The 19,391-nt window shown below is 68.5% G+C and carries 16 protein-coding genes and 1 pseudogene; 5 read left to right on the plus strand and 12 right to left on the minus strand.

The genetic code is table 11. The annotated features are described in order from the left end of the window. The first annotated feature begins 23 nt into the window (after positions 1-23). The gene (locus tag PJ250_RS05375) at positions 24-2,318 is read left to right on the plus strand and encodes a beta-N-acetylhexosaminidase (protein WP_271647523.1); all 2,295 of its coding nucleotides are present in this window, start codon (positions 24-26) and stop codon (positions 2,316-2,318) included. A 45-nt stretch (positions 2,319-2,363) separates the two neighbouring features. Here the strand turns inward: PJ250_RS05375 and PJ250_RS05380 are convergent, their stop codons facing one another. Then, positions 2,364-3,569 carry an exo-beta-N-acetylmuramidase NamZ family protein gene (locus tag PJ250_RS05380; RefSeq protein ID WP_271647524.1) on the minus strand — a complete coding sequence of 402 codons (1,206 nt, stop codon included), beginning with the start codon at positions 3,567-3,569 and terminating at the stop codon, positions 2,364-2,366. Between the two features lie 243 nt (positions 3,570-3,812). Here PJ250_RS05380 and PJ250_RS05385 point away from each other — a divergent pair, with 243 nt between their 5' ends. Then, a complete protein-coding gene (locus PJ250_RS05385) occupies positions 3,813-5,861 on the plus strand; it encodes a hypothetical protein (RefSeq protein ID WP_271647525.1) in 2,049 nt (682 codons plus the stop codon). On the opposite strand, the gene PJ250_RS05390 is transcribed toward PJ250_RS05385, so the two are convergent. Beyond that, on the minus strand, positions 5,858-6,265 hold the full coding sequence (locus tag PJ250_RS05390; RefSeq protein ID WP_271647526.1) for a VanZ family protein: 408 nt from the start codon (positions 6,263-6,265) through the stop codon (positions 5,858-5,860). The two genes, PJ250_RS05385 and PJ250_RS05390, sit on opposite strands and share 4 nt — an antisense overlap. Continuing rightward, positions 6,253-7,434 carry a class I SAM-dependent methyltransferase gene (locus PJ250_RS05395; RefSeq protein ID WP_271647528.1) on the minus strand — a complete coding sequence of 394 codons (1,182 nt, stop codon included), beginning with the start codon at positions 7,432-7,434 and terminating at the stop codon, positions 6,253-6,255. The genes PJ250_RS05390 and PJ250_RS05395 overlap by 13 nt, the downstream gene beginning before the upstream one ends. A 152-nt stretch (positions 7,435-7,586) precedes the next feature. Here PJ250_RS05395 and PJ250_RS05400 point away from each other — a divergent pair, with 152 nt between their 5' ends. Then, complete coding sequence (locus tag PJ250_RS05400; RefSeq protein WP_271647530.1) at positions 7,587-8,429, plus strand: proteasome-type protease; 843 nt, start codon at positions 7,587-7,589, stop codon at positions 8,427-8,429. A gap of 66 nt (positions 8,430-8,495) precedes the next feature. Here PJ250_RS05400 and PJ250_RS05405 read toward each other — a convergent pair whose 3' ends face one another. The 3 genes and pseudogenes from PJ250_RS05405 to PJ250_RS05415 all read right to left on the minus strand — a co-directional run bounded on the left by PJ250_RS05405 (position 8,496) and on the right by PJ250_RS05415 (position 12,492). Continuing rightward, on the minus strand, positions 8,496-9,437 hold the full coding sequence (locus PJ250_RS05405) for an alpha-E domain-containing protein (RefSeq protein WP_271647531.1): 942 nt from the start codon (positions 9,435-9,437) through the stop codon (positions 8,496-8,498). 265 nt (positions 9,438-9,702) lie between these two features. Beyond that, positions 9,703-11,148, minus strand: a complete 1,446-nt coding sequence (locus tag PJ250_RS05410) for a circularly permuted type 2 ATP-grasp protein (protein WP_271647532.1) — start codon at positions 11,146-11,148, stop codon at positions 9,703-9,705. Between the two features lie 118 nt (positions 11,149-11,266). After that, positions 11,267-12,492 (minus strand): annotated as a pseudogene (locus tag PJ250_RS05415) (mechanosensitive ion channel domain-containing protein). A 149-nt stretch (positions 12,493-12,641) separates the two neighbouring features. On the opposite strand from PJ250_RS05415, the gene PJ250_RS05420 reads away from it, so the two are divergent. Next, positions 12,642-13,382: a pteridine reductase gene (locus PJ250_RS05420; RefSeq protein ID WP_271647533.1), complete on the plus strand. Its 741-nt coding sequence runs from the start codon at positions 12,642-12,644 to the stop codon at positions 13,380-13,382. Between the two features lie 110 nt (positions 13,383-13,492). Here the strand turns inward: PJ250_RS05420 and PJ250_RS05425 are convergent, their stop codons facing one another. The 6 genes from PJ250_RS05425 to rhlB form a co-directional block, all read right to left on the minus strand. Continuing rightward, a complete protein-coding gene (locus PJ250_RS05425; protein WP_271647534.1) occupies positions 13,493-13,900 on the minus strand; it encodes a 2-amino-4-hydroxy-6-hydroxymethyldihydropteridine diphosphokinase in 408 nt (135 codons plus the stop codon). Next, positions 13,897-14,259, minus strand: coding sequence for a dihydroneopterin aldolase (gene folB, locus PJ250_RS05430; protein ID WP_271647535.1), 363 nt, complete (start codon positions 14,257-14,259; stop codon positions 13,897-13,899). The genes PJ250_RS05425 and folB overlap by 4 nt, the downstream gene beginning before the upstream one ends. A 10-nt stretch (positions 14,260-14,269) precedes the next feature. Beyond that, a complete protein-coding gene (locus PJ250_RS05435; RefSeq protein WP_271647536.1) occupies positions 14,270-15,115 on the minus strand; it encodes a response regulator in 846 nt (281 codons plus the stop codon). Positions 15,116-15,129: 14 nt separating this feature from the next. Continuing rightward, a complete protein-coding gene (gene ftsX / locus PJ250_RS05440) occupies positions 15,130-16,020 on the minus strand; it encodes a permease-like cell division protein FtsX (RefSeq protein WP_271648543.1) in 891 nt (296 codons plus the stop codon). 106 nt (positions 16,021-16,126) lie between these two features. Continuing rightward, entirely contained in the window at positions 16,127-16,813 is a 687-nt protein-coding gene (gene ftsE, locus PJ250_RS05445; protein ID WP_271647538.1) for a cell division ATP-binding protein FtsE, read from the minus strand. A gap of 150 nt (positions 16,814-16,963) precedes the next feature. After that, a complete protein-coding gene (gene rhlB / locus PJ250_RS05450) occupies positions 16,964-18,733 on the minus strand; it encodes an ATP-dependent RNA helicase RhlB (protein WP_271647539.1) in 1,770 nt (589 codons plus the stop codon). Between the two features lie 223 nt (positions 18,734-18,956). On the opposite strand from rhlB, the gene trxA reads away from it, so the two are divergent. After that, complete coding sequence (gene trxA / locus PJ250_RS05455; RefSeq protein ID WP_271647540.1) at positions 18,957-19,298, plus strand: thioredoxin TrxA; 342 nt, start codon at positions 18,957-18,959, stop codon at positions 19,296-19,298. Positions 19,299-19,391 lie beyond the last annotated feature (93 nt).

Below are 19,391 nucleotides of genomic sequence, written 5' to 3' on the forward strand. Positions count from 1 at the left end.
TCCCCGCTTTCAAAGGTGCCTTCATGCCACTGCCGTCCCCACTCCGCCCCGCCCTGCGCATCGCGCTGGCCTGCCTGGCCCTGCTGTGCGCGGGCGCCATCGCCGCGCCACTGCCGCTGATTCCCGCACCGCGCAGCGCGACCCCGGGCCAGGGACAGTTCGTCCTCAAGTCGGGGATGACAGTGACCGCGCAAGGCGAGGAAGCCCTGACCACCGCGACCCAGTTCATCGACCTGCTGCGCAGCACCGGCGGACCGGCGCTGAGGCTGGCCGACACCGGCGAGCAGGCGGCGGTGCGATTCGTCCTGGATCCGACCACCGGCGGCGCCGAGGGCTACACCTTGCATGTCGGCCAGGACGGCGTGCGCATCCAGGGCGCGACCTCGGCTGGCCTGTTCCACGGTGCCGTGAGCCTATGGCAGCTGCTGCCGGTCGGCGGTGGCCAGGGCGCGCCGGCAGCACTGGACGCGGTGGACATCACCGACAGCCCGCGCCTGGCCTGGCGCGGGGTGATGCTCGACTCGGTGCGCCACTTCCAGAGCGTGGAGGAGATCGAACGCCTGCTCGACGCGATGGCCGTGCACAAGCTCAATGTCTTCCACTGGCATCTGACCGATGACCAGGGTTGGCGCATCCAGATCGACCAGTACCCGCGCCTGACCAGCGTGGGCGCCTGCCGCGTGCCCTTTGGCGATGCCGGCATCGGCGCGGACGGACAGCCGATCCAGGAGTGCGCCTTCTATACCAAGGACCAGATCCGCGCGGTGGTGCGCTACGCGGCCGAACGCCACATCACCGTGGTGCCGGAGATCGACATCCCCGGGCACGCGACCGCGGCCATCGACGCCTACCCCGACCTGGGCGTGGACCGGCCGCAACTGAAGGTCTCCAGCTGGGGCGGCGTGCACACCAACCTGTTCAACGCCGACGAGGCGACCATGCAGTTCCTGGAGAACGTGCTGGGCGAAGTGATTCCCCTGTTCCCCGGGCCGTTCTTCCACATCGGCGGCGACGAAGCAGTCAAGGACAGCTGGAAGGCGTCCAAGCACATGCAGGCGCGGATCAAGCAACTCGGCCTGAAGAACGAGGAAGCGTTGCAGGGCTGGATGATCGACCGCCTGGGCACCTACCTGGCTGCGCACGGCAAGCGCCTGATCGGCTGGGACGAGATCCTCGAAGGCGGCAAGCTGCCGGCCAACGCGGCGGTGATGTCCTGGCGCGGGACAGAAGGCGGCATCGAGGCCGCGCGCAAGGGCCACGACGTGGTGATGACCCCGGTCTCCCCGCTGTACATGGACTACCTGCAGACCGCCTCGCCCGATGAGCCGCCGGGCCGTCCCACCCTGAATCCGCTGCAGAAGGTGTACGCATTCGATCCGGTGCCGGCGGTGCTCGATGCGCAGCAGAAGCAACACATCATCGGCGTACAGGCCAACGTGTGGACCGAGCACATGCAGTCCTTCGACCGGGTCGAACACGCGCTGTTCCCGCGCGCGGCGGCCCTGGCCGAGATCGGCTGGTCGCCCCAGGCCAGCCGTGATCTGGACAGCTTCAAGGCCCGCCTGCCCAACCTGCTGGCGCACTACCGCGCCCTGCACCTGGGCTACGCACGCACGCCGTTCCAGGTGCTGTACGACACACAGGCCGACGCCAGCGGCCAGCACGCCACCGTGCGCCTGTCCGATCCCCTGGACTATTCGGACATCCGCTACACGCTCGACGGCAGTGCGCCCAAGGCGGACTCGCCCCGTTATCGGGATCCGCTGCAGCTGGACGTGCCGAGCACGCTCAAGTCGGCGGCCTTCTTCAACGGCAAGGCGCTGGCGCCGGCCACGGCCCTGAGCCTGACCGCGCAGGGGCTGCGCACGCGCAGCGACGAGCAGTTGGCCATGTGCACCGGCGCGCTGACCCTGCGCCTGGAAGACGACGGCCCGCGCGAGGGGCCGCGGGCGATCTTCAACGTGGACATCTTCAATCCCTGCTGGGAGTGGAAGCAGGCGCACCTGGACGGCATTGGGGCCATCAAGGTCCGGGCCGGACGCATGCCGTACTACTTCTACCTGGCCCACGACGAGCCCAAGCGCACGTTCAAGCCGGCCAAGAGCGCTTACGGCGAACTGGAGATCCACGACGGCTGCGCCGGCCCGCTGCTGGCCACCGTGCCGCTGCCGGAGGCGCCGGGCATCGACGGCTTCGTGACCTTGCAGGCGCCGCTGCAGCAGGCGCCTTCCACCTCGGACCTGTGCGTATTCTTCACCGGCGATACGCGCCCGGACATGTGGGTCCTGGATCGCATGACCCTGGTGCCCGGCCCCTAGCGCTGCGCCGTGACCGTCCCGGTGCGGGTCGCGCGCGCCGGGATTTCAGTACAGCAGGTAGCGCGCCCGCAGCGCCTTGAAGCGGGCCAGATCGGGCTGCCAGCGGTCCTGGAGGGCCTGCAGGTCTTCGCCCTCGGCGATGGCCGGCCGCAACCAGTCGTTGCCGATCAGTTTGTCGAAGAACGGCGGCGTCCCCGGCAAAAACTGAAACTGCGCCGGATACAGGTCGTGCAACGCCTTGATCACGGCCACCCCGGTGAGCACCGGCCTGAAGGCCTGCGCATCGGTCACGTGCAGCTGCACACCGGCACAGGCCTGGCCCTGGAACTTGGAAAAGGTCGGCGTGAACCACACCGGGCGGAAGCGCACGCCCGGCAGCTGCAGCGCCTCCAGCGCGCGTGCCAGCGTGGGTGCATCGACGAAGGGCGCGCCCAGCATCTCGAACGGCAATGTGGTGCCGCGTCCTTCGGAGACATTCGTGCCTTCCAGCAGTCCGGTCCCGGGGTAGACGCGCGCGGTCGCCACAGTGGGCATGTTCGGTGACGGCGGCACCCAGGCCAGCGTGGCCGGGAACCCATCGCCGCGCTGCCAGCCGCGCATCTTCACCACGTGCAGGTCTGCGCCGATCCCGAAGCCCTCGTTGAACAGCCGTGCCAGCTCGCCGATGGTCATGCCGTGACGCACCGGAACGGCGTACATGCCCACGAACGATGCCACCTGTGGCATCAGCACCGGGCCTTCGACCGCCTCGCCGCCCAGCGGGTTGGGCCGGTCGGTCACCACCACCGGGATGCCCGCGCGCCTGGCCGCGATCAGCAGATGCGCAAGCGTCCAAGGATAGGTATACCAGCGCGTGCCCACGTCCTGGATGTCATAGACCAGCACGTCGATGCCGGAGAGCATCTGCGGCGAGGGCTCGCGGTGGTCGCCGTACAGGCTGTAGACCGGCAGGCCGGTGGCGGCATCGCGGCGGCTGTCGACGTGTTCGCCGGCCTGTGCATCGCCGCGCACGCCGTGCTCGGGCCCGAACAGCGCCACCAGTTTGAAGTCGGTGCGCGCGGCGAAGCGGTCGATGTCGCTGCGCAGTTGCCCATCGACGCCGGTGGCGTTGGTCACCAGCCCCACGCGCTTGCCACGCAGCAGCGCCGGATCGTCCAGCAGCACGTCCACGCCCAGTCGAAAGTCCGCCTCACCCGCGGCGGATCCCAGCCCGGCCGCCCGCCCGGGTAGCGACAGGACAGCGCACAGCATCGCCAGACACCAGCACGACAAGCGAGTGGACAAGCGTGACGGCAACCAGGACATGCAACGACTCCCTGCCCGCACTTGCGATCCATCGCACGCGGGCATCGTGCGAACGTCGGCCGCGGTCATGCCGATGCGGCAGCTGCGTGTTATATCGTGGTGACCCACGTTGGAACATGTCCGCTGCGCCAGCTTCGGCGCCATGCCTTGCGAGGGTCTGTCCTGATGGTTCTGCGCGTATTTTCGTCCATGGCTCTTGTCGCCTGCCTGTCCACCAGCATGCTGCCGCTCGTCGCGCACGCCGATGACCGCCTGGGCATCACGCCCTCGGCGCAGTCCATCGACTATGTCCAGCACAGGCAGCAGTTCCAGCTGCACACGCTGCTGACCGAACAGCGCCATCCGCGCACGATGGACCTCAGTCAGGTCATCGCCGAGGACACCACCGCCGGCCTGCGCGAACTGCTTTCGGTGGATCAGGACGTCACCGCCACGATGAACGCCGTGGCCATCGACCCGGCGCGCCTGGGCCAGCTGCAGGCCGCGTCGGGTGCGGTGCAACAGGCGCTGCGCGAGGGGCATCGGATCTATTTCTACGGCACCGGCTCGACCGGGCGCCTGGCCGAAACGCTGGAAAGCGGCCTGTGGCGTCCGTTCTGGAAACGCGTGGCCAACGAGCATCCTGATCTGTGGAAAACCATCAGCGCCAAGTACCCTGGCCTCGACGCGCGCGTGCGCGGCGAGATCACCGGCGGCGATCGCGCGCTGATCTCCTCGCTGGAAGGCTTCGAGGACCTGCAGCTCATCGGCAGACTGCAGCTGCAGGACAACCACATCGCGCCGCAGGATGTGGTCTTCGCGGTGACCGAAGGCGGCGAGACCTCGGCGGTGATCGGCACCGCGCTGGCCGCGGCCGCACAGCCCGGCCGCGCGCAGGGCCGCACTTGGTTCGTCTATAACAACCCGAACACCGTGCTGCGCCCGTTCGAGCGCAGCCGCGCGGTCCTGGACGATGCGCGCATCGGCAAGATCGAGCTGGCCACCGGCCCACAGGCCATCACCGGCTCGACCCGCATGCAGGCCACCACCACCAGCCTCTACGCGCTGGGCGCGGTGATGGAAGACGCGGTCCAGCGACTGCTCGCGCCCATCCTCACGCCGGCCCAGCTCGCCTCGCTGGGCTTCGATCCGGGCACCACGTTGGCCGAGCGCCTGCGTACCTTTTCCAGCCTGCAACGCATCGCCGCGGCGGCCGCGCCGCAGCTATCGGCCTGGACCGACCTGGAGGCCAGCACCTACCGCGACGGCCACCACGCCACCTACCTGGCCCAGCGCGCGCTGATGGCGGTGTTCGTGGATGTGACCGAACGCGCGCCGACCTTTCGCCTGGCGCCGCTGGACCGCCGCGATGCCGATCCGCGCCGATCCTGGATCCAGGTCTGGGCGCCGGTGGACGACCCGCGGGCAGCCTGGGACGCACTGCTGCACCGGCCCTTCCACGGGCTGGACCCGGCGCTGTATTCGGGACCATTCCAACACGACATCGACGATGCCTATCTGCGCGGCGCGGCGCTGCACAGCCTGGCCTCGGCCGGCGCCGACGAGCAGGCGCTGTACGACCTGTCGGTCTCGGCACACAACCTGGACCACGCCGGGCCGCAGGCCGGTGACCTGGGTGCGCTGGTGCTGCTGGGGCACGAGGCGGTCTCGCCCGTCGGCCGCCGCTGGCTGGAGCAGGTCGCGACGGCCAAGGCGCACCAGGTCGTGTTCTCGGTCTCCGACCAGCCGCTGGACCGCTCGGTACACGCGTCCGCGCCGCAGGCCACCGTGGTCGCGGTCACCGTGCCGCAGCGCGATCCGTTCGCCCTCAATCAGACCATCGTGCTGAAGATGCTGCTCAACGCCCACTCCACCGGGGTGATGGCCAAGCTCGGGCGCGTGGTCGGCAACACCATGACCGCGGTGCAGCCAGGCAACCTCAAGCTCTATGGACGCGCGACCTACCTGATCCAGTCGCTGGTCAACGGCGCGCTGGACAGCCCGGCCTGGCGCCAGACGCACGGCACCACCGCGCCGCTGACCTACGCCGAGGCCAATGCGGTGATGTTCGCAGCCATCGACCAGCGCCAGCACCTGGCCGCAGCCACCGACATCCCGGAAGTGGAATTGTCCATCGTCGCGGTGCTGCAGGCCCTGGCTGCCGGCAAGCCGGTGGACTGGGCACAGGCCGCCACCACCCTGCAGCACGAACGCCTGGGCACCTACATGGCGCCCTACACCGCCGCCACCGCGCGCTAGGCGCGGCGCGGGAACAGCTTCAGCAGCAGGTCGCGGGCGGGGGTCAGGGCCACGCACAGGCCCAGCAGGACGCCCGCGGCATCGGCCAGGGCGTCGGTCGGATCCGGGGTGCGGTCGGCGGTGAACCAGCCCTGCATGAATTCGATCAGCACCCCCAGGATCACCAGCCACGCCGCCGCGCGCCACAGCGCCCGGCGCGTGGCGAACAGCTGCACCGCGCACACCGACAGGACGAAGAACGCCGTGGCGTGCTCCACCTTGTCCCAGCCCAGCGGGACTTCGGGGATGTCCTTGCCGGGCAGCAGGCACACGGTCACCACCACGGCCATCGCCACGCCCCACAACACCAGCCAGAAACCGGGCCAGCGCAGCGGCTTCACGGCACCGCCGCTCAAAGGCGCCATGTCAGATCTCCGGACAGGAAGGCGGCCTCGAAGTTGCAATCCCGCGCAAATCCCATGAACTGGAAGCGCTCGCCCATCTCGTTGGGCAGGGTGAGCTTCTTGAACTCGTTGCGCAGGCGCAACTTGCCGGCCTCGTCCATGCGCGCCTCGGCCTCGCCCAGGCGATCCATCAGCCCATTGCCGATCAGGAAGCCGGCCTGGGTGGCATAGCCCGACAGCTCGAAGCCTGCGCCGGTGCCGGCCTCGGCCAGCGCGGTGAAATCCACCGAGGCAGTGATGTCCTGCAGTCCGGGCCACCGATACACATCCGCGTGCATCCGATGCCGGTAGAAGGCGCGCGTAGTGCCGCCGTTGCGCTGTTCCAGGTAGTACTCCTTGCGCGGGTAACCGTAATCGCAGAACAGCATCGCGCCGGCCTGCAGGCCGCCGATCACCGCCTGCACCCAGTACGGCAGCTGCGGCAGGAGTTCGGCGCGGTAGCCGTCCTCGAACAGGACATCGCGCGCACGCTCGACATGGCGCACGGCGGCGGCCAGCAGCGGATCGGCCGGGCGATCGGTGGCCACGAAGCACCCCTCCCCATCCAGGGCGACGTGCTCTTCGAACACTTCGCCCTCGCGCAGGGTGAAGCGTGGCGTGGGCAGCGCATCGATGACCTCGTTGGCGAACACCACGCCGTTCCAGGCCTCGTTGGGTGGTGTGTCCAGCCACTCCACGCAATCGAACACCGGCGGGATCAGGCGCCGGCCCAGGCGCTCGCGCTGGCGCTCACGCAGGTCCGCGCTGGGCTCCAGGATCCAGTACTTGGCGGGCATCGCGTCCAGCTGCAGCAGTCGCTTGAGCATCACCTCGGCAAAAGCCCCGCTACCGCCGCCGATCTCCAGGAAGCAGCATTCCGGACCCAGCTGCTGCAGGACCGGCGCTACGGCCTGGGACACCGCGCTGGCAAACAGCGGGCCCAGCTCCGGGGCGGTGACGAAATCACCCGCCTCGCCGAACTTCTCCGCACCGGCGCTGTAATACCCCAGCCCTGGCGTGTACAAGCAGCGCTCCATGAAGCGGGAGAACGGCACCGACCCGCCAGAGGCGTTGATTTCGCTACGGATCAGCGTGGCCAACCGGTCGCTGTGGGCCAGCGCGTCGGCATCGGGAAGAGGAAGATCGTTCATGCAGGTGAGGGGGGCTTCTCAACAAAGAACGCCATGTTACGCGGCGCTGCCAGCTGCGTTGCGCGGATCGCGTGAATGCAGTCGGGCGATGGCCCTAGCCAGCACCGGATGCCTTCCCTATGATCCAAGGTGCACTTTTCCCCGGCTTTGACATGACCTACTGCGTCGGCATCGAAGTGGACGAAGGCCTGGTCTTCGCCGCGGACACCAGGACCAGCGCTTCGTTTGACGACGTGCGCGTCTACCGCAAGATGCATATCTTCGAATATCCCGGCGACCGGGTGTTCGTGATCATGTCCGCGGGCAACCTGGCGACCACGCAACTGACCATCTCGCGCCTGAAGCGCGACGCCGAGGATCCGGACTGCACCCGCAGCCTGCGCAGCTTCAAGCATCTCTACGAAGTGGCCGAGTATGTGGGCGAGGTCCTGGTGTCCAGCCAGGTGGCCGTGGGCGACCAGGCCCAGCACAGCGGCGTCAGCGTGCAGTCCACCCTGATCCTGGGTGGCCAGGTCGCCGGCGAGCGGCCCGGGCTGTACATGGTCTACCCGTTGGGCAACTGCATCGCCACCTCGCCCGAGACGCCCTACCTGCAGATCGGCGAGTCCAAGTACGGCAAGCCGATCCTGGACCGCATCCTGCGCCCCGAAACCACGCTGGAAGATGCGGCGCGCTGCGCGCTGGTCTCGCTTGACTCGACCATCCGTTCCAACCTCTCGGTCGGCATGCCGGTGGACATGGCCGTCATCCGCGCCGGCGATCTGCGGATCACCCAGCAGATGCGCCTGGAAGCCGATACCCCGCTCTATGCGGAGATCCACGACACCTGGTCGCGCAAGCTGGAGAACGCCGTGCGCACCCTGCCCCGGTTTCCGTGGGAAGCGCCGCGCGGGGATGCCGGTGACGAGGACGATGGCCCTGCACGCGCGCCGGTCGCACCGCCCAGGCGCATTGCCGCGCGCCCGGATCCGGGCGATGAGTCCGGCCAGCAGTAACCATCCACTTTTCAGACCCTAGCGCAGGGACGACTGGGTAGCACGCTTCCCCGGCACACCTCTTCGCTAGTTGTAGAAGTAGCCCTCAACGACGGCGTCGTGCAGGCGGCTCAGATGCACCTGCACCTCGTCCATGAAACCGGCCGGATTCTTCGCCGCCAGCCACACCGGATCGGCGTTGCGGATCATCCCGACCACCCGGTTCAGATGTCGATCCACCGCCGGACGCGGCGGCATCGAAGGCAGTACGTGCTGGGCCCGGGTCAAGCAGAACTGCACGCTGCGCGGGAACTCGGTGTTCTGCAGCAGAAAGCGCAATGCGTGCTCGCCGGTGACGCGCTGGCGAATGTGCCGACGGTACATCTGGTAGGCGGCCAGCGAACGCAGGACCGCCATCCATTGCATGTTGCGGAAGGCCTCGCGGTCGTCCTCGGTACGTGGCGTGATCAGGCCTGAAGCCCCGGCATCGATGATGCGCGTGGTCATGTCGGCCTGCTCGATGCCGGTGCCCAGGCGCAGGAACTGGTAGCCGATGTCGCGGCTGACGTTGGCCGAAAGCAGGCCGGAGACCTTGAGGCAGCCATCGACGATGCGGTTGATGAAGTCCAGGCGGTAGCGACGCTGCAGCGCGCGCTCGCCGCTGCTCTCCACATACAGGTGCAGGTCGTTGACCGCTTCCCACACCTCCTGGGGAAGGGTGTCGCGGATGCTGCGCAGCAGTTCGCGCGCGTTGACCAGGGACACCTTCAACGATGAGCCGTTCTGCTCGTCCAGCAGCAGGAAGCGGATGACGTCCACGTCGGCCACGTCGCTGCCGGCCTCCGGGTGCAGGCTGGTGAAGATCTCACCCGCGCCGACCGTGTCGATCATCGGCCGCCAGGTGAACCGCACCGAGCGCGGCAGGTCCAGCTGCAGCGTGCTGCCCACGCCGACCAGGCGCGCGGTGTTTTCGGCGCGCCGCACATAGCGGCTGAACCAGTACAGGTTGTCTGCGACGCGGGACAACATCAGGGCGTGCTGCCGTGGTTGGAGGGGGTCGCGTTGTCGTGACCGGCGCTCGGATGGTTGAGCGAGCCGCCGCGACAGGCTGGCGGCCTGTCCAAGGCGCGCGCGAGCGCATGGCCGCCGGACACGGCAACCCGAAGGGCCGCGCCTGCGGGGGCACGGTGCAGTGTCATCACTCGATCATGTCGCGACATACATTTCCTCGTTCTTCCGTGCCCGAGCCCACGCAGGCACGGCGTGGCCCACGCCAGCCGCGGCAGCAAGCCCTTTAGCCTTCTTCGTCGGCATCGACCACCCAGGTGTCCTTGGCGCCGCCGCCTTGCGAGGAGTTGACCACCAGCGAACCCGGCGTCATCGCCACGCGGGTCAGCCCGCCGGTGGTCACGTAGGTGTCCTCACGCGAGAGGATGAACGGGCGCAGGTCCAGATGCCGTGGCGAAGGACCGTCGTCGGTCACGATCGGCGCGGTGGACAGGCTCAGTGTGGGCTGGGCCATGTAGTTGCGCGGGTCGGCCTGGATCAGCTCGCGGAATGTCTCGCGCTCGGCCTTGCTGGCCCGCGGGCCGATCAGCATGCCGTAGCCCCCGGACTCGTTGGCCGGCTTGACCACCAGCTTGTCCAGGTTGTCCAGCACGTACTGGCGGTCCTTGGCGTCGTGGCACAGGTAGCTGGGCACGTTGGGCAGGATCGGCTCTTCGCCCAGGTAGTACTTGATCATCTTGGGCACGTAGGCGAAGACCACCTTGTCGTCGGCCACCCCGGCGCCCGGCGCATTGGCCAGCGCCACCTTGCCGGCGCGCCAGCTGCGGATCAGGCCCGGCACGCCCAGCACCGAATCGGGATGGAACACCTCCGGATCGATGAACAGATCGTCCACGCGACGGTAGATCACATCCACGCGCTGTGGGCCGTAGACCGTGCGCATGTAGGTGCAGTCGTCGTCGGCCACGAACAGGTCCGAACCCTCGACCAGCTCGATGCCCATCGCCTGGGCCAGGTAGGCGTGCTCGAAATAGGCGCTGTTGAACACGCCCGGGGTGAGCAATGCGATCACCGGGGCATCGCCGGGGCGCGGCGAGAGCGCCGCCAGGGTGTCGTAGAGCTGGCTGGGATATTCGTCCACCGGCAGGATCGAGCTGGTCTCGAACAGTTCCGGGAACACGCGCTTGGCGACCATGCGGTTTTCCAGCATGTAGCTCACGCCAGAAGGAATGCGCAGGTTGTCCTCCAACGCATACAGCGTGCCATCGCCGTCGCGCACCAGGTCCGAACCGCAGATATGCGCCCACACGCCCAACGGCGGTGTCACCCCCACGCACTGGGTGCGGAAGTTGACCGACGCCTTGAGCAGCATCGCCGGAAACACCTTGTCCTTGACGATCTGCTGCTTGCCGTAGATATCGCCGATGAACAGGTTGAGCGCACGCATGCGCTGCTTGAGACCGGCCTCGGTGTGCTCCCATTCGGTGCGCGGAATCACGCGCGGGATCAGGTCGAATGGCAGCGTGCGGTCGACGTTGCGACCGTCGGAATACACGGTGAAGGTAATGCCCATGACCCGGGCGATGACGTCGGCGGCCACCTGGCGCTCGGCGATGTCACGACCATTCAGGCCACCCAGGTATTCCACCAGGCGCCTCGCTGCGGGACGCGGAACGCCATCGGCCTGGATCAGCTCGTCAAAGGTGGAACTGCGGTATTGCGCCCAGTCCATTCGCTCCATTCCGATGCCCTTGCAGCCAGCGGAAAGCAGGTGCGACAGGGGTGAACCCCAACATGCCCGCAAACCATGATGGGCGTCAAGCAACGCGTGCGACGTGCGCGCCCCCGGCTCAGGAGGCCATGCGCTGCAACGCTCCGGGATCGCCCAGATCCTGGAAAACGCGCAGGCCGAACTGCGGCAGCACCGCCAGCAGGTGATCGAAGATGTCCGCCTGCACCCCCTCGTACACGTTCCAGGCCGTGCTGCGGGTGAAGCAATACAGTTCGATCGGGATGCCGCTGCGCCCAGGCTCCAGCTGTCGGACCAGCAAGGTCATGTCCTGGTGGATGTCCGGATGCTCGCGAAGGTAATGCTCCACATAGGCGCGAAAGGTCCCCAGGTTGGTCAGGCGACGCGCCTGGACCACCCCGGCCTCCAGGCCGGCGTTGGCCTGGGCCAGTTCACGCCCCTTGCGCGCCAGGTAGTCGCCCAGCAGCGGCGAGGCCGCCAGCCGGTCCTGCAGGCGCGCATCGAGAAACACCACGCTGTGCTGGTCAAGATACACGGCGCGCTTGATGCGGCGCCCGCCGGCTTCGGTCATGCCGCGCCAGTTCTTGAACGATTCGTGATCAGCTTCTTGGTCGGCACCGTGCTGATGGACTTGTCCCAGTTCTGGATCTTGACGGTATGCAGCGCGATGTCGACCACGTCGCCATCGGCATGCTGCGAGGGCATTTCGACCCAGTCGCCAACGCGCACCATGTCGTTGCTGGCGATCTGCACACTGGCCACCAGCGACAGCAAGGTATCCTGGAACACCAGGATCAGCACCGCCATCATCGCGCCGAGGCCTGACAGCAGCACCATCGGGTTTTGATCGATCAGAGTCGCGACCATCAGCACCCCTGCCAGTGCGAACAGCATGATCTTCAGCACCTGCAGATAGCCCTTGATCGGCTTGCTGTGCGCATCGGGACGGCGCAGGTAGACCAAGTTGGCCAAGTCCAGCGCGCGCGAAGCCGACAGCGCCACGGTCAGCACGATGAAGGCCGCGCACACGTTGCGCACCACTTCCACCAGCAGCGGCGGCAGTTCCGGGACGGCCCGCACCCCGGCATACAGCACCAAGGCGGGCACGGCATTGGCCAGACGCGGAATCACCGACAGCCGCATGCCCTCGTCTTCGGACGCGAACGGCGAGGCCGCCAGGGCGCGACGCAAGGCGCGCAGCAGCACGCGTTTGGTCAGCCAGTTGGCGGCGAAGGACGCCAGCAGCAACGCCGCCACGGCGAGCAGCGTGTAAGCATGGGGATACGGCGCGAGCGCAACGCGCAAGGCCTCCAGGTCATGGAGCATCGTGGGTCCTCGGTCGGCATGGAGCTGCGACATCACGGCGGGCAGGACACGCCATCGCAGCCGTACAGTGTAACGCCCTGTCCCCGCACACCCGTCGCCGACATCCGCGATGCCACAATGGCCGGGCCTTCCGTCCGGGTGCCACCGCCATGCCTCCATCGCCCCGCGTTGCCCTGATCACCGGCGCCGCCAAGCGTATCGGCGCGGCCATCGCGCGTGCGCTGCATGCCGATGGCTACGCACTGGGCCTGCACTACCGCGGCTCGACCGACGCCATGCTCGCACTCGCCGCCGAACTGGAAGCCGCGCGACCCGGCAGCACGCTGGTGTTGCAGGCCGAACTGGCCGACGTTGCGTGCCTGCCGGCGCTGGTCGAGGACACGGTGCAGCGCTTCGGTCGGCTCGATGCACTCATCAATAACGCCTCGGCCTACTACGCCACGCCGGTGGGCAGCGCGACGCCGACGCAATGGGACGAACTGTTCGCCTCCAACGCACGCGCACCGTTCTTCCTGTCGCAGGCCGCCGCGCCGCACCTGAAGGCAAGCGGCGGGGCGATCGTCAGCATCGCCGACATCTACGCGCAGCGCCCGCTACCCGAGCACACCCTCTACTGCATGGCCAAGGCCGCGCTGGTGATGATGACCCAGTCGCTGGCACGCGAACTCGGCCCGCAAGTGCGGGTCAACGCCATCGCGCCAGGCAACATCCTGTGGTCGGAGAATCCGGTCAAGGCCGAGACCCAGGCTGTCCTGGAACAGCGCGTGCCGCTGCAGCGCCAGGGCGCGCCGGATGACATCGTCTCGGCCGTGCGCTGGCTGATCGACGGTAACGCGTACGTCAATGGCCAGATCGTCGCCATCGACGGCGGGCGCTCGGTGTTCGTCTAGCGGACGGTTTGTGCTCGTGTGGCAGGGGTCTGCCTGTGTGGGAGCCGCCACGACGGCGATGGCGCACGAAAGGGAAGGCCCCTTCACCGCCATGGCGGCTCCTACTCCATCTAAGCCAACGCGGTCCCGCGCAACTGATCGAGCACGTTCTGCATCAGGTCCACGAACAGCGGATGGCCGAGCTTGGCATCGTCGCGCCACAGCACGATGCCGTGGGCATCGCACTCGCAAGCCAAGTCGATATCGATCACGCACTGCGCCGGCTGCGGCGTGCGCCCCAAGGCCGTCTCGATCTGCTTGAGCGTCGCGCCCAGCGCCTCACGCGGCAGCCCTGTCGCCAGGGCGACGGCCTGGTTGTGAAAGCGTCGCGCGTCGGCCGGGTTGATGCTGGGGCCTTCGACCCGCGTCGAGGCGACCTCGAGCAGGCCATGCATGGCCAGCGCGGCGCGCGCGTCATCCAGCGCCTGCGGCGTGTCCAGGCTGCTGCCCAGCAGCAGCACGTACCGGCGGGTCTTCATGCCACGCTCCGACGTCGCACGATGCGCACGCCGACTCCGCGCGCGGCCGGGACCGCCTGCGGCTTGGTCACCCGCAGCATCACCTGCCCGATGGGGAAGTCGTGCAGCAGCCGCGTGGCGATCGTTTCGGCCAGTGCCTCGACCAGGGCAAAGCCCGACTGGGCGCAGGTCGATTCGATGGTCTGCGCGACCACCGCGTAATCCACCGTATCCTCGAGCACATCGCTGTCACCGGCACGACGCGTGTCGAGCGTCATCTCCACGTCGAACACCAGCGGCTGGGCGGCATCGCGCTCGAAGTCGTAGACCCCGATCAGCGCCTGGGTGCGCAGTCCATCGATAAAGATCACATCGTCCATGGCGCGCGTCCTAGCCGTCCTCGCGCGGGCCGGCCATGCGGGCCAGGCGCAGCTGGAAGAGCACCTTGGTCACCAGCAGACGTTCCTCGATCGGCTTGAGCACCAGGTCATTGGCGCCGCTCTGCAGCAGCTCGGCCTGGTTGTCGCGGTTGGAATCGCCGGTCATCACCAGGATCGGCAGACGGCGTTTGCCGTAGCCGAAATCCACGCGCACCCGCTGGACGATGTCCACCCCGCTCAGCTCGCCCTTGAGGGTCACATCGGTGAGCACCACGTCGAACTGGTGGGTCGACATGCCCAGCGACTCGGCGGTCAGCAGGGCAAAGGCATCCTCGGCACGCAGCACGTGGACCACCTTCAGATCGTGGCGTTCGAGCATGCGCTTGGTGGTCTCGGCGACCACGCGGCTGTCCTCCACGTAGAGCACCGTGGCGCCTGGCACGGCCTCGGGCGCCACGTAGCCGTGGATGAAGGCGGCCAGTGCCTCATGGCCCAGGGCCTTGTCGAAATAATCGGTGACGAACTCGGTGAAGCGGCGCTCCTCGAGATGGGCCTGGGCCTCGCCGGAAACCACGATGACCGGGACGTAGGCCTGCCCGGCGGCCTCGCGCACCGCGCGGGCGACCTCCAGGCCGGTCCCGCCGCCCTTGAGCGAAAGCGCCGTGGTGACCAGGTCCACCGGGCCATCGGCCAGCGCCTTGCGCGCTTCGGCCAGGCTGGCGCAGCCGACGACCTCGACCTGCGGCAGGTCGCGCTTGAGCACATCGGCGATGAGCTTGCGCACCATCTTGGAGCCGTCCACCACCATGACGCGTGGCGCTTCGCTGATCAGATGACGCAGGTCTTGTGGGGGCATGGGGGCGAGGCAGGTCAGGTGTCGGTCGGGCGGGTCTGGCGCAGATAGTGACCGGTCACCCACCAGGCCCCCAGCCAGCCGATGATCAAGGCCGCCACTAATACCAGTCCTGCGCTCACCGGGTCCAGCCCATCCAGCGCGAAGCTGCTGCCGTAGCTGTGCGCCAGCGCGTCCAGTGGCGCGCGCAACGCAGCGGCCGCGGCCAGCACCAGCCCCAGCGCCACCAACCCGGCTCCCAGCCCATACCAGGCGCCCAGGTAGAGGAACGGGCGCCGGATGAAGCCGTCGGTGGCCCCGAGCAGCTGCAGCACGCCGATCTCCTCGCGCCGGGCCTGGATGTCCAGGCGCACCGTGTTGCCGACCACCAGCAGCGCCCCCAGCCCGAACAGCGCGGCCAGCACCCAGGCCAGGCGGTTGCCGAAATGCAGCCAACCTTGCAGGCGCTGGCGCCAGACCGCGTCGTGCTGGACCACGTCGGCCTCGGGCAGCTGGGCCAGGGCCTGGGCAAGCGCCGCGTCGTCGCCGCTGGGGATCACGACCAGCTGGGCCGGCAGCGGGTTGTCATCCAGCGCATCGATGGCCGCATCCAGCCCGCTGAGCTTGCGGAAATCGGCCAGCCCCTGCGCGGGCGTGCGCAGCTCCACCCTGGCCACATCCGGCCGGGCGCGGATCTGTTCGGCCAGCGCCTGCGCCCGTGCGGCGTCGGTGTCCAGCTTGAGGAACACGTCCACCTCGCGCGACGCCTGCACATCGCCGGCGAAGTGGCGCACGTTACCCAACGCCAGCCACAGCCCCAGCGGCAAGGCGAAGGCCACGGCCATCACGCCGATGGTCAGCGCCGTGGACCACGGCCGGCGCAGCGCGCGGCCCAGGCTGGAGACGAAACTGTAGAGATGCTGGTCCATCCAGATGCCCACGCCGGAGCGGGGGCCGTCGGCACGGCGGTTGGTCTCGATCTTGGGGGCCTGCTCGTTCATGCGCGGCCTCCCGGCAATACGTGGGTCATGGGCATCATTCGGCCAGGTCGTCGGGCGAGATGTCATCCATCAGCCGCCCGTGGTCCAGGATCAGCACGCGCTTGCGCATGCGCTTGATCAGGGCCAGGTCGTGGCTGACCACCAGCACCGAGGTACCGCGCTCGGGCATGGAGGCGAACAGCGACATGATCTCGGCGGCCAGGGTCGGGTCCAGGTTACCGGTCGGCTCATCGGCCACCAGCAGCTGCGGCTCGGAGACGATCGCCCGGGCGATGCCCACGCGCTGCTGCTCGCCGGCCGAGAGCTGGGTGGGCAGCGCGCGTTCGCGATGCCCCAGTCCCAGGCGGGTCAGGACCTCGCGCACGCGCTTGCCGATGTCCCCGCGTCGGTCTCCGCGCAGGATCAGCGGCAGGGCGACGTTCTCGGCCACGGTCCGGTCGGTGAGCAGGCGATGGTCCTGGTAGACCGCGCCCACGTGGCGACGGTGCAGCGGGATCCTGCCGCCGCGGACCTTGAGCAGGTTGCGCCCGCCAAACACCACCGCGCCGCGGCTGGGACGCTCGCTCAGGTGCACCAGCTTGAGCAGGGTGCTCTTGCCGGCACCGGAGTGGCCGGTGACGAAGAGCATCTCGCCCTCGGCCACCTCGAAGTTGATCTCCGACAGGGCTTCGTGCCCGCCGGGATACTGTTTGCTGACGTTTTCAAAGCGCAGGACGGTCATGGGCGGCGATTATGCCTATGCGTAGGTGAGTCGTGCGCCAGCGCAGACTGCCGATCCGTCGCACCTGGCCCGCGGCGGCGGCGAACGGAGGCCAGACACACGAAGGGCCGCATGCAGCGGCCCTTCGTTTTCCTTGCCGGGTCGACCGGCTCAGCCACCGACCATCGACTTGATCTTGCGCCCCAGGCGGGTCAGGAACGAGTCGTTGCCGGCTGCCGGCGCAGGCACGGCAGGGGCCGGGACCGGCTTGGGCGGCTTGGGGCTGGCCACGCGGGGGGGCTTGGGCGCGGCGCTGGTCGACGAGGTCTCCCCGTTGGCGCTGGCGGGCGTCTCTCCCCCTTCCAGCGGACGACCGTGACGCCGACGACGGCGCTTGCGCGGACGCTTCTCGCCCTCGGGCGCCTGCGCGTCGGGTGCGCCACCCGGAACCGGGGCGGACGGCGTGGCCACGGTGTCGACGGCAACCTCGGCAGGCGCGGTCGCCACCGCGCCATCCGCTGCGGGCTCGGCGCGTGGCCGGCGCGGCGGGCGCGGACCACGGCTGCCTGCGCCACTGCCGGCGCTCTCGCCACTGCGCCCACCCTCGCGTGGACCACGACGACCGCCGCCGCTGGAACGCCCGCCGCCACGACGCGCCTCGTCGGCGGCCTTCTGCTCGCGGGCCTCGCGGAAGATCGCGCTGACGCTCTCGGCCTCTTCCCCGTCCTCGCCTGCCGGCGGCGCGGCGCGCTCGGGGCGCGGCAGCGGCGTCAGCAGTTCGGCGGTGACCGGTTCGACCGGGATCTTCTGCTCGATGTAGGCCTCGATGTCCGGCAGGCTCATCGCATAGCGCTCGCAGGCGAAACTGATCGCGTCGCCCTCCGCACCCAGGCGTGCGGTCCGGCCGATGCGATGCACGTAGTCCTCGGCATCGAACGGCAGGTCGTAGTTGTAGACGTGGCTGATGCCGTCGATGTGCAGGCCGCGCGCAGCCACATCGGTGGCCACCAGCAGCTCCAGCTGGCCGGCCTGGAAGCGCTTGAGCAGGGTCTCGCGCTTCTTCTGCGGCACGTCGCCGGACAGCACGCCGACACGGTAGCCGGCCTTTTCCAGGGCCCGGGCCACGCGCTCGACGAAGGCCTTGGTGTTGACGAACACCATCGTGCGGGCGCCCTCGCTGCGCGAGAGCAGGCCCAGCAGCAGCGGGATCTTCTCGTCGTCGGCCGGCAGGTACATGCGCTGGCGCACGCGCGAGGCGGTGACGGTTTCGGTCTCGACCACGAGCTTTTCCGGCTCGTTCATGTGCTCGTACGCCAGCTCGAGCACGCGATGGCTTAGGGTGGCGCTGAACAGCAGGGTCTGCCGCGTGGTGCGCTCGGGCATGCGCCGCAGCAGGAAGCGGATGTCCTTGATGAAGCCCAGGTCGAACATCCGGTCGGCCTCGTCCATCACGCACACCTCGCAGGCGTGCAGGGAGACGACCTTGTGCTGCTTGACGTAGTCGATCAGGCGGCCCGGGGTGGCGATGATGATGTCCACGCCCTGCTGCAGCAGCTCACGCTGCTTGTCGTAGTCCACCCCGCCGTAGACCAGCGCGAAGCGCAGGCCCAGCGTCGAGCCGAACTTCACCGCGTCCTTGTGGATCTGGATGGCCAGCTCGCGGGTCGGCGCCATGATCAGCGCGCGCGGATCCTCGGGCTTGCGATCGGCCAGCGCCGGCCGGGTCAGCAGGCGGTTCATGACCGCGACCAGGAAGGCCAGGGTCTTGCCGGTGCCGGTCTGGGCCTGTCCGGCCACGTCGCGGCCGGCCAGGGCCACCGGCAAGGTCAGGGCCTGGATCGGCGTACAGCGTGAGAAACCGGCCGCATCCAGCCCGGCCAGCAGGTCGGGATGGAGCGTGAAGGAGTTGAAGGTGATGTCGGTTAGGGGCTTGTCGCTCATGAATTCTCTTTGCGCCGCAGCGCAGGGGCGACGGCAGGCTGAAGGGGCGGGGGGATCCGCTTGCATCGCCGGCACCTACGGTCGCAAACTGGCGACATCGATGCCGGGTGGCGCGGCCGTACCCCCGCATGCAGGGCTTGATCTGGCCGCGAAGCGCCCCAATTTTACCGCATCTGGCGGCCATCTTCGGCCCCCGCACCGCGAAAACCCCATGGAGACCCCGATGAGCGACAAGGTGACCCACGTCGGCGACGCCGATTTCGACGCCGCCGTATTGCAGTCCGACGAACCCGTCCTGGTGGACTTCTGGGCCGAATGGTGCGGTCCGTGCAAGATGATCGCCCCGGTCCTGGACGAACTGGCCAACAGCTACGAGGGCCGCCTGAAGGTGGTCAAGCTGAACGTGGACGACAACCGCGCCACGGCCATCAAGTACCACGTGCGCAATATCCCGCTGCTGCTGCTGTTCAAGGACGGCCAGGTCCAGGCCACCCAGGTCGGCGCGGTTGGCAAGGGGCAGCTGACCCAGATGATCGACAAGGCCATCGGCGCCCAGGCGGCCTGATGACCCGCCTGGCCGCGCCTCCGGCGCACCGCCAGGCCTGAATCCGCTGCAACCCGTCGCCGGAGCGCGCTTGAAGCCGCTCCGGCACGGTGC

This window comes from Pseudoxanthomonas sp. JBR18 (assembly GCF_028198165.1).
Lineage (GTDB): Bacteria > Pseudomonadota > Gammaproteobacteria > Xanthomonadales > Xanthomonadaceae > Pseudoxanthomonas_A.